This is a genomic window from Synechococcus sp. W60.3 (genome assembly GCF_047502615.1).
Taxonomy (GTDB): domain Bacteria; phylum Cyanobacteriota; class Cyanobacteriia; order Thermostichales; family Thermostichaceae; genus Thermostichus.
Map to the genome: position 1 here is coordinate 45,380 of NZ_JANSHJ010000001.1, position 16,305 is coordinate 61,684.

A 16,305-nucleotide genomic window follows, 5' to 3' on the forward strand; every position below is an offset into this window, starting at 1 on the left:
GGGTGAGGAGCTATGTTGTCTGACGTGCCAATCCGACCTGAGCCGATCATCGTTGCCCGCGACCTGAGCAAGGTTTACCCGGTAGCCATTAAGGAAGCGGGAGTGATCGGTACATTGCGCCACTTTTTTCGCCGTACCTATCACTACATCCCAGCGGTGCAATCGATGAGCTTCCAGATTCAGCCGGGGGAGGTGGTGGGTTTTTTGGGGCCGAACGGGGCAGGCAAGACCACTACCCTCAAAATGCTGGCGGGTCTCATCTATCCTTCCGGGGGCACGCTGCAGGTGGTCGGCCATGTGCCCTACCGGCGGGAGCGGGCTTTTCTGCAGCAGATTACCCTGGTGATGGGGCAGAAGCAACAGCTTATCTGGGATCTGCCAGCAATGGACTCCCTGCGGATTAACGCCGCCGTTTATGAGATCCCGGAAAAGGAGTTTCGGGAGCGGGTGGGGGAGTTGGCGGAGCTCCTCGACCTGCAGGGCAAGCTGAAGCAGCCGGTGCGCAAGCTTTCTCTGGGGGAGCGGATGAAGGCGGAACTGCTGGCGGCCCTGATCCACCGGCCGCAGATCTTGTTCTTGGATGAGCCGACCTTGGGGTTGGATGTCAACGCTCAGGCCGCCGTGCGGCAATTTCTGCGGGATTACAACCGCCGCTACGGGGCGACAGTCTTGTTGACCAGCCACTACATGGCCGACATTACGGCGCTCTGTGAACGGGTGCTGGTGATCAGCGCCGGGCAACTCATTTACGATGGCGGCCTCGAGGAGCTGCGGCAGCGCTTTGCCCCCTATCGCGAGGTGAAGCTGGAATTGGCCCGCCCCTGCCCCCTCGCCCAATTACAAGTCTATGGAGAGCTGCGCAGCGAGGGGGATCCCGGCAGCGGCTGTGAGGTGCGGCTGTGGGTGCGGCGGGAACACCTCACCCAAACGGTTGCCCAGCTCCTGGCAGATCTGGAGGTGCTGGACTTGACGGTAACAGACCCGCCGATTGAGGAAGTAATCAGGCGGGTGTTTGCGGAAGGGATCCCTGCGGCCGGGTCCTAGAGGGGCGCTCCTGTCGGTAGCCCATCAGATCTTCTGGGTGGCGGCCTGCCGTTGCTCAGCCGTCGAGCGGGCTGCGTGCAGAGCGGCGTAAAGCTTATTGAGGGCGTTCATGTAGGCTTGGGCCGAGGCGACGATGATGTCCGTATTCGCGGCGTGGCCAGAGAAGACGCGATCCTCGTGGCGCAGGCGGATGGTGACTTCCCCCATGGCGTCGATGCCGGCGGTAACCGACTGGACGGAAAACTCGATCAACTTGTTGGGGATGTTGACGATGCGGTTGATGGCTTTGTACACCGCGTCCACCGGGCCTGTGCCCACGGCGGCGTCCACCCGCTCTTCGCCCTCAGGGGTGATCAGGCGCACCGTGGCCGTGGGGGTCTCGTGGTTGCCGCACACCACTTGCACGTGCTCCAGACGGTAGAGATCGGGCACGGGGCGGGTCTCATCGTTGACGATTGCCTCCAGATCCAGGTCGGTGATCTCCTTCTTCTTGTCTGCCAGCTCTTTGAAGCGCAGGAAGGCTTTGTTCAGATCCTGCTCTGAGAGCTCGAAGCCCAACTCCCGGAGGCGGGTACGGAAGGCGTTGCGGCCCGAGTGTTTGCCCAGCACCAGCGTGCTCGATTGCAGGCCGATGGTCTGAGCGTCCATAATCTCGTAGGTCTGGCGGTTCTTGAGCATGCCGTCCTGGTGGATGCCCGATTCGTGGGCAAAGGCGTTGGCACCAACAATGGCCTTGTTGGGCTGAACCAACATGCCGGTGAGGTTGGAGACTAGGCGGGAGGTGCGGTAGATCTCCTGGGTTTTGATGTGGGTGAGGGGTTTTTCCGAGTCGACCGGCAGGCCAAAGTAGGGGTTGAAGTAGCTGCGGCGCACATGCAGGGCCATCACCAACTCTTCCAGCGCCGCGTTGCCGGCCCGCTCGCCGATGCCGTTGATGGTCACTTCCACTTGCCGCGCCCCCTGCTTGATGGCCTCCAGAAAGTTGGCCACCGAGACCCCCAGGTCGTCGTGGCCGTGGACGGAGATGATGGCCTGCTTGATGTTGGGCACATTCTCGCGGATGCCCTTGATCAGTTGGCCGAATTCTTCCGGCATGCTGTAGCCGACGGTGTCGGGGATGTTGATGGTTTTGGCTCCCGCCCGAATGGCTGCCTCGATCACCTGGTAGAGAAACTCCGGATCGGAACGGGTGGCGTCCATCATGGAGAACTCCACATCGTCCACGAAGGACTTGGCGTAGGCCACCATCTCCTCGGCAATTTGCAGCACTTCGGCGCGGGTCTTGCGCAACTGGTACTTGAGGTGAATGTCGGAGGTGGAGATAAAGGTGTGGATGCGGGGCTTGGCGGCGGGCTTGAGGGCTTCGGCTGCCGCTTCGATGTCGGCCTTGAGGGCGCGGGCCAGGCTGCAAATCACAGGGCCATCGGGGGTGCCCACCTGTTCGGCCACCTTCTGCACCGCCTCGAAGTCCCCGGGGCTGGCATAGGCAAACCCAGCTTCAATGATATCGACCCCCAGCCGGGCCAGTTGCCGGGCGATGGCCAGCTTTTCTTCGGTGTTGAGGGTGGCGCCGGGGCACTGCTCCCCGTCGCGCAGGGTGGTGTCGAAAATGAGCACGTGATCCAGGGCTTGGCCATCAAATGTGGAAACCGCCGCAGCATCCATAATCTTTGTCGGACAACGAGACAGTGTTCTTTATTTTGACATCTTATTCTGGCACTGCTGGATAGGGTTTTGGATCGGGTTTGGAAGAGAGCTGGCGGGCTTCTGTCGGAGCGGCTGTAGGTCTTGCCATCTTTCTCTCAGGGGCAGAAGAGGTTGTGGGAAGGCGGATCCCGAAGGCGCAAGCGAGCAGGTGTTCGTATTCTTTCTCGTCCTTGAGCAGGCGTTCCCGGCGGCCTTCTGGGGTAGTTTCGATCCATTTAAAAACGGAGCCATTGGCGGAGGCGGTGAGGGTGATCCGTCCGCTGGGGGTGGCCAGGCTGCACAGGCGCAGGCGGGTCAACCTGGATGCCGGCGACGTTTGGTGGAAGCGGCACATGGGCTCGAACTCCTGCAGTTGACGCGGGATCCGATCCAGCAGGAAGAGGGTTTTCCAGGTGCGATCCGGTCGTTCCTGTTGAACCCGCCAGTAGCGTGCGGGAGCTGCGGGCCAGGGGATGAGGCGGTAGCGCCCTTCCGCCTGGGCTTGGATGCCGGGATCCCCCAGCCGCAACGGCTCCCGAAAGGCATCTCCATAGCCCACATCCACCAGCCATGCCTCATTGCCGCAGTTCACCTGCAGGGCCAGATGGTCGCATTCGGGGCCAAAGTGGCCATCAGGCTCCGTCCGAGTAGCGTGAACGGCCCGGCTCACCTGTCCCGAGAGCAGATGGACCAAAAACCCCATCCCCTGCAGAGCAGCGGCCAGCAGGCTGTTCAGCTCAAAGCAAAAGCCGCCCCGCCGCTCTCGGACGATTTTTTGGAACAAAAAATCCCGCTCCAGGCGAATGGGGCGACCCCAGTGAATATCCAGATTTTCAAACGGCACCCGCAGCAGGTGGGCCAGGTGGATCTGGCGCAGGGTTTGCGGGGTGAGCTGGGTGGGGCCGACGTAGCCAATGCGCTCCAGGTAGGCCCTGATTTGGGCAGGCGTCAGCGGCTCTAGCATCAGCACGGGAGGCGGTTGGGTTGGCGGCAAGCGAGCATCTGGCCTACCCTAGCCTTCTGCAGCTCCCCGGCCAGAGCCAGAAGAACAGTTTTTGGCGACGCCCCAACTCTCTCCCACCAGAGAACAAAGCAAAAAGAGAATGCTACGATAGCGGCAAGAAAAAAGAAGGCGAAGCGTTACATGGCGGAATATACTCGGTCGATTTCCTTTTACGGGCGGGAAATTGACATCAATATTGGGTTGATGGCTCCCCAGGCAGGTTGCGGAGTCTGGTTGACTTCTGGGGAAACTTCGGTCTTGGTCACGGCTACGCGACAAGCCGGTCGTGCCGGTGTCGATTTCTTGCCTTTGCTGGTGGACTATGAGGAGCGGCTCTACGCTGCCGGGCGGATCCCAGGAGGCTACTTGCGGCGGGAAGGTCGGCCACCGGAGCGGGCCACCCTGATCTCTCGTCTTATAGACCGGCCCCTGCGGCCTTTGTTCCCAGAATGGCTGCGGGACGATGTGCAAATCGTGGCCACCACCCTCTCGGTGGACGACAAGGTGCCGCCCGATGTGTTGTGTATTTTGGGGGCCTCGCTGGCCATCCACAGCGCTCGCATCCCCTTCAACGGCCCGGTGGCGGCGGTGCGGGTCGGCTTGGTTAAAGATGAGTTCATCATCAACCCCACCTATGCCGAGATCGAGGCCGGCGATCTGGATTTGGTGGTGGCTGGCTGTGCCGACGGCGTAATCATGGTGGAGGCCGGCGCCAACCAACTGCCGGAAAAGGACGTGGTCGAGGCCATTGAGTTTGGTTTCGAGGCCGTTCAAGAGCTGCTCAAGGCCCAACAGCAAGTTTTCGCCGATCTCAACATCACCCCTGTGGAGCTGCCCCCGCCCCCTCAAAATGAGGAGCTGGTTGCCTTTGTGGCAGAACACGCCCAGGAGGAGATTCGCTCCGTCCTCAGGCAGTTCCTGGATAAGACCAGCCGCGAGCAACAACTGGAGGCGATCAAGGCCAAGCTAGAGGCCCAGATCCAGGCACGGCCAGAGGGGGATCCCTTGCGGCTGTATCTGCTGGAAAATCCCAAGGAATTGGACAACCAGTTCAAGGCTTTGACCAAGAAGCTGATGCGCCAGCAGATCTTGCAGGAGGGGGTGCGGGTGGATGGGCGCAAGCTGGACGAGGTGCGACCAGTCTCTTGTCGGGTGGGCTTGATCCCACGGGTACACGGCAGCGCTCTGTTCAACCGCGGCCTCACCCAAGTCCTTTCCATCACCACCCTCGGCACCCCTGGTGATGCCCAGGAGCTGGACGATCTGCACCCAGTGGACGAGAAGCGTTACATGCACCACTATAACTTCCCCGGCTTTTCCGTGGGAGAAGTGCGGCCCTCGCGCTCGCCGGGACGGCGGGAGATCGGCCATGGGGCGCTGGCGGAGCGGGCCTTGGTGCCGGTGCTGCCCAAGGAGGAGGAGTTTCCCTACGTGGTGCGGGTGGTCTCAGAGGTGCTCTCCTCCAATGGCTCCACCTCGATGGCCTCAGTCTGTGGCTCTACCCTGTCTTTGATGGATGCCGGGGTGCCGATCAAAGCGCCGGTCAGCGGCGTAGCCATGGGCTTAATTAAGGAAGGGGACGAGGTGCGCATCCTCACCGACATCCAGGGCATCGAGGACTTTTTGGGGGATATGGACTTCAAGGTGGCCGGCACGCGGGCCGGGATCACCGCTTTGCAGATGGACATGAAAATTACCGGCATCACCGTGGATGTGGTGGAGAAAGCCCTCCTGCAGGCCAAGGCCGGGCGGGACTACATCCTTGACAAAATGCTGGAGGTTCTCCCGGCGCCTCGGCCCCAGTTGGCCAAAACAGCCCCTCGTCTGCTCACGTTCAAGGTGGATCCGGAAGATATCGGCAAGATCATCGGCCCTGGCGGCAAGATGGTGCGCAGCATCACCGAAGCGACAGGAGCCAAGGTGGACATCAGCGACGATGGCACGATCACCGTGTCCTCCTCGGTGGGCGGCCAGGCAGAAGCGGCTCGGGCGATGATCGAAAACCTGGTGCGGCGGGTGGAAGAGGGGCAGGTGTACCTGGGCAAGGTGACCCGCATCATTCCTATCGGCGCCTTTGTGGAGTTCTTGCCGGGCAAAGAGGGCATGATCCACATCTCGCAACTGGCGGAGTACCGCGTCAGCAGGGTGGAGGATGAAATTGCCGTAGCAGATGAGGTGGTGGTCAAGGTGCGCAGCATCGACCACAAGGGCCGCGTTAACCTCACCCGTCTCGGCATTAGTCCTGAGGAGGCGACGCGGGTGCGCAACCATCACCCCTGAAGCTGCGGTTTTTCCCCAGCAACTGGGTGGGCAGGGATCCCCTCGCCAGCCGTTGTCAGCGGCCAAGATGGCAGAGGAGGCGCTCTTCAACCTGTTGGCCTCAACATGCCGAATCTCGCTTCTCCCCTTCTTGCTGGCCAAGAGCGTGGCCCTCAGAGGCGACTGTCTCCCTCCCGGCGGCGACTGGGCTGGGCCTTGGCTTGGGGCCTGGGGTGGGCCACCTTGCTCAACCTTTCTGCCCAGCACCCTTTGTTGCTGCGGCTGGAGAGCGACGCCCAGGAATGGCTCTATGCTTGGCGCGGCCCTCAGCAACCTTCCCCGGAGGTGGTGATCCTCGGCATCGATGGCCGCATTGATGGGCAGGGAGAAAGTGGTGATGGCCAGCATAATGTTGACTTTCTCTTGGAACGGGCTAACTACGCCGGCCTGACCTTGCGCCTTCTGGAAGAGGCCGAAGCCAGGGTGGTGGTGCTGAACCTGCCCAGCAGCTTTGTGGTGCCGCAGAATCTGGGCAACGAGAACCTAGATGCTCCCCTGCGTCAGGTGGTGCAGCGCTACCCGGATCGCTTGGTTTTGGCCACCCGCAGCAGCGAGAGCTTTGGACGCTCCGAGATCAACATCTACAACCACTTCTTGCCTTTTTCGTCCTTGCGCCTTGAGTATTTGGTGCCGCCAGAGCATGTTCAGGGGGTGGTGCAACACCGAGTCGACAGAACCGGGATCCTACGCCAGGCCCAGTTGCGGGGGCTCTACCTACGCCGCGACAGCCAGGAGGAGCAGATGTTCGCCTCGGTGGAGGCTCTGGCTTTTGCCAAGTACGACCCGGAGAAGGCTAGCCGCTGGTTTCGCAAGCGGGGCTTACAGCCGTTTCAGTTCAATCCCCTTGGCTCTCAGCACAGCATCCCCATCATCCCCATCGAACGGGTCTGTCCGCCGCTGATCTCCCAGACGGGATCCGGCTCCCCGACGCTCAGCCCCGGCCAAGCCTGCCGCGGCCAAGAAGGGATCCCGCCCCTCGACCCCAAAGTTGCCGACCAACTGCGAGACAAAATTGTCCTGGTCGGCTTTGTGGGCGGCTACCCGGAGACCTTCCCGGTGCGGACGGCGGATGGATCCCAGATTGCGGCAGTAGAACTCCAGGCGCAAATCCTCTCCAGCCTGCTTACTGGCCAGGTCTACCGATCCCTGCCGGCAGAGCTAGCAGCGGGAGTTGTCTTCCTCCTAGGCGCGGCAACGGGCTTGCTCTTGGTTCTCTATCGACCCTCTTCGCGCGAAAACCGCTGGAAACAGGCGCGCTCTCTCCTCTTGCCGCTGCTAGGGCTAGCCGTTTACGAGGGCTGGGCTGTGGCCCAATTCTTGCTGGGGCGTTGGATTTGGCCGCTGACCTTGCCAGCTTTGGCCGTTGGCCTGACGGGGGTGAGCTTGCTGCTGACCCTGGTGATCTTGGAGAACCAGGAGCGGCTCTTGGCCCAGCAACAGGAACTGGAGCGCCTGCGCCGGGCTGAGCAGGAGGCAGCCATTGACCAAGCCCGTAAGCTCCTTTACCGGGTAGCCACCGACATCCACGATCGCGAGCTGCAGGAGCTGAAGGTGGTCATGGACGAGCTGGAGAGCTTGCAATGGCAACAGCAGCAGGGTAAGGATCCCGATCCTGCCATTTACGATCGTCTGCTGGAACAACTGGAAAGGATCGGGCGAGGCATTCGCGAGCAGCTTAACGATGTGCGCACCCTGGCCACCAAGCTGCGCATTTCCCCCAGCTTGCGGGAGGGCTTGCACCGGGGCATCGACACCTATCTGGACGAGCTGATTCGGACGGGCAGCCTGACCTTGCCTGTGGAGCGCCACCTACAACCTCTGGAGGAGCCCAATACCGGCGAGTGGTTCGACCAACGGGAGGACATCTTGCGCTTTTTGCGAGAGGCCATCGGCAATGTCATCGCCCATGTGCAACCTCCCAAGGGCAACGCCTCCTTCGTCAAGGTGTCCTTGGTGCAAAAGGAGCGCCACTGCTGCTTGTCGGTCATCAATGACGGCGTAGAATACGCCCCCAGCCCCGGTGGCGGCTATGGCAGCAAAGCCATGAATACCATTGCCCGCTACCTGCCCAAGGGCTCCTGGCATCGCACCCACACTCCGGAAGGCCATACCTACGTCGAGCTGCACTGGGAGATGCCGCTCTAAAAGACTTAGACAACAGCGGGCAAAAGGGAACTTTTGTCTGTGCTTCAGCGACTCCTACCTAGCTGGTCGCCCAGCCCCGGCAGACCCCAGGCGTAACTTCCCCCAGAGCTTGAGGTACAGCCTGCTAAAGAATCAAGAGGTACAGTAGCAACACTTAGCAAACCCACTTCGGAAGCGGATAGAGGTCTTACCTGCCTGATAAGCTGTCACAACTCTTTGCCGTCAATCCAAAGAATGGGTTGGCATCCCCTCCTCTCCTGCCTCTTGAATACCTGTACCCTATTTTTAACAGGCTGTAGCATCGATGCTCTTGCGAGGGAGCTCAAAGGGGGAAAGTGACTGGAGAGGGTATCTGTTGGATAATGCCCAGATTCCTCGGAAGAGGGCGTGGGGCAGTTTACGCTTTGATGGGCACTTTCTTCTCCAGCCACTGGGCCACTTGATCGGCCAGATCAACCCCTTCTAACTGGCAGATCTCCCGCAGCATAGTTGGGCTGGTGACGTTAATCTCTGTCAGCCGTTCCCCGATGACATCAATTCCAACAAAATAGAGTTTCTCCTGCCGCAGCACTGGCGCCAAAGCCGCGCAGAGGGCCCGTTCTTTTTCAGCAATCTCGGTTTTCTCCACCCGACCCCCAGCGGCCACATTGCCACGGAAATCCCCCTCCCCAGGGATGCGATTGACGGCGCCCAAAGGCTCGCCCTCCAGCAGCAAAATGCGCTTATCTCCCGCTGCTGCCTGCGGCAAATACTCTTGCACCATCACGGGCAGCCGGCCAAACTGAGTGCTCAGCTCGATCAAGGAATTGAGGTTTGGATCGCCGGCATTGACCCGCAGGATCCCTTCCCCACCCTTGCCGCCCAGGGGCTTGAGCACCGCCTGCCCCACCTGCTCGACGAATTGGCGGAGCAAGGCCTTGCTGCTGCTGACGCAGGTACGCGGGATCCACTCTTTAAACCGCAAAGCATAGAGCTTTTCGTTGGCGGAGCGGATCCCGGCAGGATGGTTGAGCACTAGGGTGCGGCGGGGGGAGAGATGATCCAGAAGGTAGGTGGCGTAGAGATAGGCCGCGTCCACCGGCGGATCCTTGCGCATCCATACGGCTTGCATCTGGCTCAAGGGCAACAAACGCCGTTCTTTGACTTCGTACCAGGGATCCGCTCCTAGATCCAACACAATCTCCTCAACGGATCCCCAGGTTTCCCCTTGATCCCAGTAGAGGTCGGCCAATCCAAGGCAAAAAATGCGGTGGCCTCGTTTCTGCAGCGCCTCCATTAGGGCAACGCTGGTGTCGTGGCCCACCTGCAACTGAGACAACGGATCGACAATGAAAGCTACCTGCATGAATGGTTTGAGCAACGAAAAGCTGCCCTGAGTATGCAACAAATTGGAGCGGATTGCTCCGGGCAGGAAGTTAAACCGATGCAGAGCCGTCTTTAACATCCCCTTAACCCTGACCAGCGAAGCAAACGTTAGCTTAGTTAGATGAGATCCCTGTTAGACCTCAGTGTTTCGGCCAGGTTGACCAGGTTTCTGGCTCGCCTGTGAGGAATGGTCTGTCTGTGAGTGTTCCTTCTCCCCAACCCTCCGAGCCGGTTCGCATTGAAACCACGCGGGACTTGCTAGCAGCCCTGCGAGAAGGGCGCTCCCTGCTGGGTGCCAACCTCGAAGGCGCCTACCTCTCGCGGGGCCTGTTCGACCGCATCCAGATGCCCAAGGCCAACTTGACGCGGGCCAACCTGCGCTCGCTCAGTATGCAGCAGGCAGATCTGCGGTTATGCAACTTTCGCCGTGCCGAGCTGGAGCGGGCCAACTTCGCTGCCTCCGATCTCCGGGGATCCAGCTTCAGTCAAGCCCTGGGAGACTACAGCAACTTCACCGCTGCCAAGCTGGACAAAAGCAGCTTTCAGGGGGGACACTTCAGCCATTCCATCTTTCGCGAGGCCAGCTTGGTGGCTGCCAACCTAACGGAAGGCAACTTTTTTGCCGCCGACTTTCGCCAAGCCAACCTCTTTCGCTGCAACCTCTCCCAGGCCATCCTATCCAGTTGCCAGTTGCAGAATGCCAACTTTGACCAAGCCCTCCTGGTGGGGGCCAACCTCCAAGAGACCCAAATTGAAGAGGCCAGCTTTGTCGGCGCCGACTTTACCGACGCCAAGCTCTCGGACGAAATGCGCAAGTTCTTGATCGAACGCGCGAGCGGCACCAACGAGCTTACTCAGCGGGACACCCTCAACACTCTGCTGGCGGGGCTCCAGCCCAAGTCACGCAAACTGTTTGGATTGCTGTGAACTGTAGCCAGGGCCACTCTTGCGCCAGCCCCAGCAGATCGGTTTTCAAGAGGTCAAGGCAGCGGATGATCCCTCAAAATTGGTTGAGGTCGATTCCAGCTTCGCGGGCCATGGCCCCTATCCCTTTGGCCTTGAGGGTTTTCAGTGCCTTGGTGGAAAGGCGCAAACGAACAAACCGCTTGCCTTCCTCCCACCAGATGCGTTTCCACTGCAGGTTAACCTCCTGCAGACGCTTGGTACGCCGGTGGGAGTGGGAGATGGCGAAAGCGTTGTTGCGTTTTTTGTTGGTCAGTTGGCAGCGACGTGCCATGAGATCCAAGGGAACTCAGCTTCGCTATTCTATGGCCTCTTTTTGTCGAGCAGCAAGCTGCAGCTGAGCTTGCAACTGGGCTAGCTCTGTCCTCAATTGGTCAAAGGTTTGTTGGCAATGGTTGACGCTTCTCAGGGGCAGCTCTTCGTTTTTGGCGATGCAGGTGACCTGTACAGATCCGTCAGCGGCTTGGCGGGTGCGATCCACAAACACCTCTACCGTCACCAGTTTGGCGTAGGGATTTTTTCCAGGCGGCTCGCCGGCCACCCAGTAGTCAGGGCTGTTGTGTAGGACAGTAAGCTGGCAACGCTCCAAGACAGCGCGAATCGCTTCGCTTAACTGCTCGGCTGAGCCCATGAGCTGGGTAACGCAGGAGTATCGAGCCATAGGAGAAGCAAGTCACCACGGTTATCCTACCACCAAGTTTTCGGCTCCTGCAGCCAAAGGCGGGCGAGCAAAATTGCGTTTAAGAGTACTTCGCACCGGCTCGGCCAACCCTGCTGTGGGGGAGTAATTGCGTTAAAACATAAGGACATAAAGAGTGCCTTTCGGCTCTTTCCCCAGGAGAGTTGTGATGTCTAGGGTCTCCTGTTTAGCCCGTTCTCTCTTGTTGCTGGGATCCCTGGCTCTGGGTTGGATAGACCTGTCTTCTGCCCAAGCGCAGCCCTTTCAAGCAGGCGATCTGGATGGGGATGGTCGTTTGACGGTGCAGGATCTCAACCTGTTGGGGGCCTATTTGCGGGGAGAACGGGAGTTGACCGACGACCAGATCCGGGCTGCCGATGTCGATCAGGATGGGCGGATTACAGAAGCCGATTGGCAGGTGTTGCAGCAGCGCATTCAGGCGGCCACAGATGCACCCACCGGCCAGGTGCAGTTGGACTCGGCCTACTCTGGGCAGGTGGTGGATCGCCTGACAGGGCAGCCTTTGGCCGGGGTGGAGGTGGCCATTCCGGGGGCAGGGATTTCGGTGCGCACCGATGCCCAAGGGCGGTTTCGCCTGCCGGGGCCGCTGCCGGCAGAAGAAATTTTGGTGGCGCGGCTGGAGAACTATTTGCCCTATTCCCAGAGCACAGGCAACGGACAGACCGGCGGGGATCGGCCTTGGCAGTTGCAGTTGGAGCGCTGGGATCCCAACGCCACGCTGGTGCTGGAGGCCAATGTCATCCGCCTGGGCGATAACCAATATTCTCCAAAGTCGGCGGCTGCCGGGCAATTTCTGGCGCCTGCCCAAGGGGTGGAGATGACCCGCTCCTTCAGCCTAGACCGCCTGCCGCCTCGCCCACCGGTTTTGCGGCTTGGATCCCTGATTGGGTTGGATACTGCCGCTGCCTATCGGGCCGGCCAGTCCCGCATTCCCGGCGCCAATATGTCTCCCATGCGAGTGCTTTTAAACGGAGTGGAGGTGGAGCAAATCCACTTGGGGGGAGACGACCTGCGCATCCCTCTGCCACTAGAGCATCTGCGCCTGGGGCTGAATACGGTTACCTTGCGCACTGGCAAAACGGTGATCCAGCCTGGCAGGATCGCCGGCGGATCCCGGATCAGTATCCCTCTTTTGGGTGGATCCCTGGATATCTTTGTGCCGCTGGGGACTGACACAATCGGCCAGGACGGTGGGGCTTGGGTGGACTATGACGATGTGCAGTTGGCCAATGTCACGATCGAGATCCCCAACTAAATGCCCAGGCTAACTTGCGCTGGCTAGGCCGCGGGGATTTTGTTGCTCAGAAGCTTGCCCGAAGCCTTTTCGACAGGCCTACTGGGCCCTGACGTGTTGACTTTGCGCAGCTTGGTCTTCGGTTTAGTAAACCTGTTTTTAAATTGTTATCCTGCTGGATGGAAAGCGACTGTGGAGCTTATTTCTAAAGCCGTTCCCAGAGGAGTGGAAAGCTCGAATTACTGAAAGTGTGCGGCGGAATTTTTGGGATTTTTCTGGGGTTGAGCCGTGTTGTCGTTTTTCTTCGCTATTTCAGCTTTTCCAGTGTTTTTAGTACTTCGGATCCCTTCAGCTCTAACCTCATCGATGATTACAGGTTTATTTGATTTAATTCCAGGTATTGGAGCCACTATTGGGACTAGCCTAATTGCTCATATTGTCTTATCACAGAGCGTATGGCTCTCTATCCAGTAATTTGTATCTCCCTACAACAAGTAGAAGAGAGCTTACTCCTGCTTCGCGTGATGCAGGGATCCGTCAATATCAACCCTGTGATCATGTTTTTCTCTTTGTTTGTGAGCGGTACTGTGGCCGGCTTGTTGGCGGTGTTCTTGGCCATTCCGGTGACGTGAGTGTTGATCAACTTACTTGAGTAAAAGGGCATCCAAAACGGTGATCTGCGCTTCCAGATTGCCCTTCAGGTTTTCCTCTACACCACCGGGGATCAGGAGCTGTTTTACCAGCGCTACGGCCAGGCCACCCAGGAAACGGTGATCCAGTTTCTGGCTTTTGATAGGGTTGGCTTGCTAAGTGTTGCTACTGTACCCCTTAATTAGGCTGTAGCACTGGGTTGAACAGCTTGGCTCTATCCTCTGATCTACTGCTCCACATGTTCTTTTAGGGCAGTCCATCTTTTACTTCCGTGTCTTGAAAACTGTTGGTCTTAGGTTTTCTCGGCTCAGCCAGCGATAAACCGTTAACGACTGACTTCGTAAATCTATGCGGCTATTGTCGAGCTGTCCCCTTCCTTAACATACCCTACAACTCTCTCCTAAGTCTGGGCTGTGGCTCGTGGAGTTGCCTCTTGGAGTCTGCTCCATGCCATCTTATCTCTAACAGCGTTCCACCCTCAGCCAAATTGGCTATAGCAAGTCAGGGTCAGCCCTATCCCACCTTTTTTATAAAGCCGATAAAAAAAGCCCCATAAAGGGGCTTGTCGCTCAGCGACTTATAAAACTCTAGAGCAATATAGGGAAGCGCTCCATTGAATCTGTTGCTTTAAACACCGTTTTGATCACAGTCACTAGAATCTCAGAAAAAAGGCCAAACTGCGGCAGATATCATTTTTTTTTTAGATTTTCGGGAGGCTGGCCCTACACCGATCGGGCTGCTGTTGGGCAAGCCCTAGCTTGAGGACGACTTGGGATCCGCTGTCTCCCGCCCCAGCCAGCGCCAAGTGGTGGGCAGCAGGGCTGCTGCTAGCACACACTTCAGCAGATCGCCGGGGATAAAGGGGAACACGCCTTTGGTGAGCACGGCCAAGACGGAAGTGGGGCCGACATTCTCGTTCAGCCACACCCCCAGCCAGGTGGCTCCCAAGACGTAGATCAAAACCGAGCAGGAGAGCATGGACGCGGCCATCTTCCAAGGGCTGCGATCCACCCCCCAGCGCTCCACAAACCAGCCCATCAGCCCTGCGGCCGGGAAGGCCAGCAAGTAGCCCCCTGTCGGTCCGGTTAGGTGGCTGAGCCCGGAGCCGCCGCCGTTGAAGAAGGGCAACCCCAAAAGCCCCTCCAGCAGGTACAGCAGCAAGGCGAGAAAGCCCAACCTCGACCCAAAGCCTGCCCCCACCAGCATCACGCCGAAGGTTTGTCCGGTGAGGGGTACTGGCGTAAAGGGCAAAGGGATCCGCACCTGCGCCAGGGCCGCTACCAACAAACTTCCCCCCAACACCAGCATGGAATCCCGAACCCAGGAAGGACGGGTCAGAAGGGTTTGCGCCAAAGGTGTGTGAACAAAAGTAGCAGTCATAGGATATTTGGGGCGCTGAGATACAAGAGATAACAGCTCTTTGCCGAGATCCGCTGACCCATCCCAAAAGCTTTTGGCCAGAGGCTGCAACTAACCGGCAAAGGGCCTTATCTGGGTAGTGTATCGCAACCGGAGGATTCTGTACCTATGCACTACCTTGCTTGGCCGCGGCCATTTGTCTGGCGCATCCACTGAATCCGCAGAAGGGTGAGGCAAAAGATGAACCACAAAGCCCCCAGGCTATACCCCGCCAGCAGATCGCTGGGCCAATTCAACCCCCAGTCGGCCCGGCTGAAACCGATGAAGAATAGGATCCCCAGCACTCCTCCAGCGAACCAGCGCCGCTGAGCAGGATAATAGCTTGCCACCAGATAGCCCAAAAGGCCGTAGATTACCGTTGCTGCGATGACCTGTCCACTCCGACAGGATGGGATCCCAAAGATCTGGGCGGGGGCGAGAAAAGGTAGGCTGCAGGATCCCGGCGATCACGGCAGCTCCTAAGGCTGCAACCAACAGTCCCCAAGCCGTCCGTCTTTGTTGGCTGCGCCAGAGCAAAACCCATCCTCAGGCGGTCAAACCCACCAGCCCAATCGGATGCCCTAACCCCCACCCCACCCAAGCCAAGGGATCCAGCCAAGGGCTGGCCCGCTGCAGCCATTGCAAAATCCATGCATCGATGGCTTGACTGGAGGGCGCCAGTCCTTGCAAAGCCAGAGTCAGTCCCCAGAGGACCAGAGCCGAGCCGAGGATCCCGCCCAGGCCCACGGTTGCGCTCAGCAGGGTCAGGCTCGGCGAAACCCGTCTCACCCAGAAGATGGCGAGCTTTTCGGCGGAGTTGGGTTTCCGCACAGGCGGCGCGATGCACCTCGATCTGGACGGGGGTTGTGCCCACCACTTCTCCGTCGACAACCACCTTCTGGGGTGGGTTCGTCTCAACCCAGATGCGGGAAGCTTTGAAGGTGAGGATCCCTTTCAGCTAGAAACCGCAGAAGCCCCGCCCCCCTGCCCCCGTATACGGGGGGTTGGAGCGTGGCCAGGATCTCGGCAAGTTGCACCGGTAAGGGATCAGCTCTTGTTATTCTTCTTCTTCTTGTTCGGGTCGTCGGGATGCTGGCGATCTTCTTCGAGGAACATCAAACTGTGAAGACGAGCTGAGCGGTAGTCGGAGAGGCGCATCGCAAGGGAAGCCCAGGCTAATTTGCTGCCCAAGCCGGACTTCTGGTACAACAGGGAGGCGACGGGAGCGACGCCGACGGCCTTGGCATCGCGGATGGCAGCCAGATCGGCGCTCAAGAAAACAAACTGCCAGCCGTCTTTCTCTGTTTTTTCTTTGATCATCTTCTCGACTTGCTCTTTGCGGAACTCGCGGCTGGCGTTCTCTTGGCCATCGGTTACCACCACCATAACCACCCTCGCAGGGCGATCTGCTTCAGCGAGTTGGCTGAGGCCGCTTTCCAAGTCGGTGATGCCGCGACCCATGGCATCTAGCAAAGGGGTAGAGGCCCGCGGCACATAGGTCTCGCGGGTTAGCTCGGGAACTTCGGCGATGGGCTTGAAACGGTGGATAACTTCGTAGGGATCCTGCGAGTCAAACTGAACCAAAGTGAGGGTGGCAAACCCTGGCTCTGCCCTTTGCTATGGTCACCGGCCTCCTGTAGGAAATCTAACTTGGGACTTCTGCCAGCGACCCGTTTGTGAAGGATTCTGTGCAACTATTTGCAAAGGTTATCAGCTTGATGGGCTTTGATAAATCCTTGTCGGCGCAGAGCCCTGAGAGAGTATCTTGAAGCGTCAAACGGCAGTGAAACCGCTCAT

General features: G+C 59.0%; 15 protein-coding genes. 6 read left to right on the forward strand and 9 right to left on the reverse strand.

Translation table 11 applies throughout. From position 1 onward, the window contains the following. The first annotated feature begins 12 nt into the window (after window positions 1-12). The gene (locus NW846_RS00270; protein ID WP_011431035.1) at window positions 13-1,044 is read left to right on the forward strand and encodes an ATP-binding cassette domain-containing protein; all 1,032 of its coding nucleotides are present in this window, start codon (window positions 13-15) and stop codon (window positions 1,042-1,044) included. Between the two features lie 24 nt (window positions 1,045-1,068). On the opposite strand, the gene NW846_RS00275 is transcribed toward NW846_RS00270, so the two are convergent. Both NW846_RS00275 and NW846_RS00280 read right to left on the reverse strand, forming a co-directional pair. Further along, a complete protein-coding gene (locus NW846_RS00275; protein ID WP_011431034.1) occupies window positions 1,069-2,709 on the reverse strand; it encodes a 2-isopropylmalate synthase in 1,641 nt (546 codons plus the stop codon). Window positions 2,710-2,752: 43 nt separating this feature from the next. After that, complete coding sequence (locus tag NW846_RS00280) at window positions 2,753-3,694, reverse strand: arylamine N-acetyltransferase family protein (protein WP_414515112.1); 942 nt, start codon at window positions 3,692-3,694, stop codon at window positions 2,753-2,755. A 180-nt stretch (window positions 3,695-3,874) separates the two neighbouring features. Here NW846_RS00280 and NW846_RS00285 point away from each other — a divergent pair, with 180 nt between their 5' ends. Then, the gene (locus NW846_RS00285; RefSeq protein WP_414346725.1) at window positions 3,875-6,013 is read left to right on the forward strand and encodes a polyribonucleotide nucleotidyltransferase; all 2,139 of its coding nucleotides are present in this window, start codon (window positions 3,875-3,877) and stop codon (window positions 6,011-6,013) included. Between the two features lie 105 nt (window positions 6,014-6,118). After that, window positions 6,119-8,197 carry a CHASE2 domain-containing protein gene (locus tag NW846_RS00290; RefSeq protein ID WP_414346726.1) on the forward strand — a complete coding sequence of 693 codons (2,079 nt, stop codon included), beginning with the start codon at window positions 6,119-6,121 and terminating at the stop codon, window positions 8,195-8,197. A gap of 397 nt (window positions 8,198-8,594) precedes the next feature. Here NW846_RS00290 and gshB read toward each other — a convergent pair whose 3' ends face one another. Continuing rightward, window positions 8,595-9,542 (reverse strand): glutathione synthase, encoded by a 948-nt coding sequence (gene gshB / locus NW846_RS00295; RefSeq protein WP_011431028.1) that lies wholly within the window; start codon window positions 9,540-9,542, stop codon window positions 8,595-8,597. 218 nt (window positions 9,543-9,760) lie between these two features. Here gshB and NW846_RS00300 point away from each other — a divergent pair, with 218 nt between their 5' ends. Further along, window positions 9,761-10,489: a pentapeptide repeat-containing protein gene (locus NW846_RS00300; protein ID WP_414346727.1), complete on the forward strand. Its 729-nt coding sequence runs from the start codon at window positions 9,761-9,763 to the stop codon at window positions 10,487-10,489. Between the two features lie 73 nt (window positions 10,490-10,562). On the opposite strand, the gene rpmB is transcribed toward NW846_RS00300, so the two are convergent. Continuing rightward, the gene (gene rpmB, locus NW846_RS00305) at window positions 10,563-10,799 is read right to left on the reverse strand and encodes a 50S ribosomal protein L28 (protein ID WP_011431026.1); all 237 of its coding nucleotides are present in this window, start codon (window positions 10,797-10,799) and stop codon (window positions 10,563-10,565) included. Window positions 10,800-10,823: 24 nt separating this feature from the next. After that, window positions 10,824-11,186 carry a hypothetical protein gene (locus NW846_RS00310; RefSeq protein WP_011431025.1) on the reverse strand — a complete coding sequence of 121 codons (363 nt, stop codon included), beginning with the start codon at window positions 11,184-11,186 and terminating at the stop codon, window positions 10,824-10,826. A 187-nt stretch (window positions 11,187-11,373) separates the two neighbouring features. On the opposite strand from NW846_RS00310, the gene NW846_RS00315 reads away from it, so the two are divergent. Continuing rightward, the gene (locus tag NW846_RS00315) at window positions 11,374-12,480 is read left to right on the forward strand and encodes a dockerin type I domain-containing protein (RefSeq protein WP_099812909.1); all 1,107 of its coding nucleotides are present in this window, start codon (window positions 11,374-11,376) and stop codon (window positions 12,478-12,480) included. A 434-nt stretch (window positions 12,481-12,914) separates the two neighbouring features. Further along, window positions 12,915-13,091: an AI-2E family transporter gene (locus NW846_RS00320; protein ID WP_011431023.1), complete on the forward strand. Its 177-nt coding sequence runs from the start codon at window positions 12,915-12,917 to the stop codon at window positions 13,089-13,091. Window positions 13,092-13,863: 772 nt separating this feature from the next. On the opposite strand, the gene NW846_RS00325 is transcribed toward NW846_RS00320, so the two are convergent. The 4 genes from NW846_RS00325 to NW846_RS00340 form a co-directional block, all read right to left on the reverse strand. Then, complete coding sequence (locus tag NW846_RS00325) at window positions 13,864-14,490, reverse strand: biotin transporter BioY (protein WP_414515082.1); 627 nt, start codon at window positions 14,488-14,490, stop codon at window positions 13,864-13,866. Between the two features lie 152 nt (window positions 14,491-14,642). Continuing rightward, window positions 14,643-14,933: a phosphatase PAP2 family protein gene (locus NW846_RS00330; protein ID WP_414346739.1), complete on the reverse strand. Its 291-nt coding sequence runs from the start codon at window positions 14,931-14,933 to the stop codon at window positions 14,643-14,645. A 121-nt stretch (window positions 14,934-15,054) separates the two neighbouring features. Continuing rightward, window positions 15,055-15,339 carry a hypothetical protein gene (locus NW846_RS00335; protein WP_414346732.1) on the reverse strand — a complete coding sequence of 95 codons (285 nt, stop codon included), beginning with the start codon at window positions 15,337-15,339 and terminating at the stop codon, window positions 15,055-15,057. A 216-nt stretch (window positions 15,340-15,555) separates the two neighbouring features. Further along, window positions 15,556-16,092: a VWA domain-containing protein gene (locus NW846_RS00340; RefSeq protein ID WP_011431021.1), complete on the reverse strand. Its 537-nt coding sequence runs from the start codon at window positions 16,090-16,092 to the stop codon at window positions 15,556-15,558. Between the last annotated feature and the right edge of the window lie 213 nt (window positions 16,093-16,305).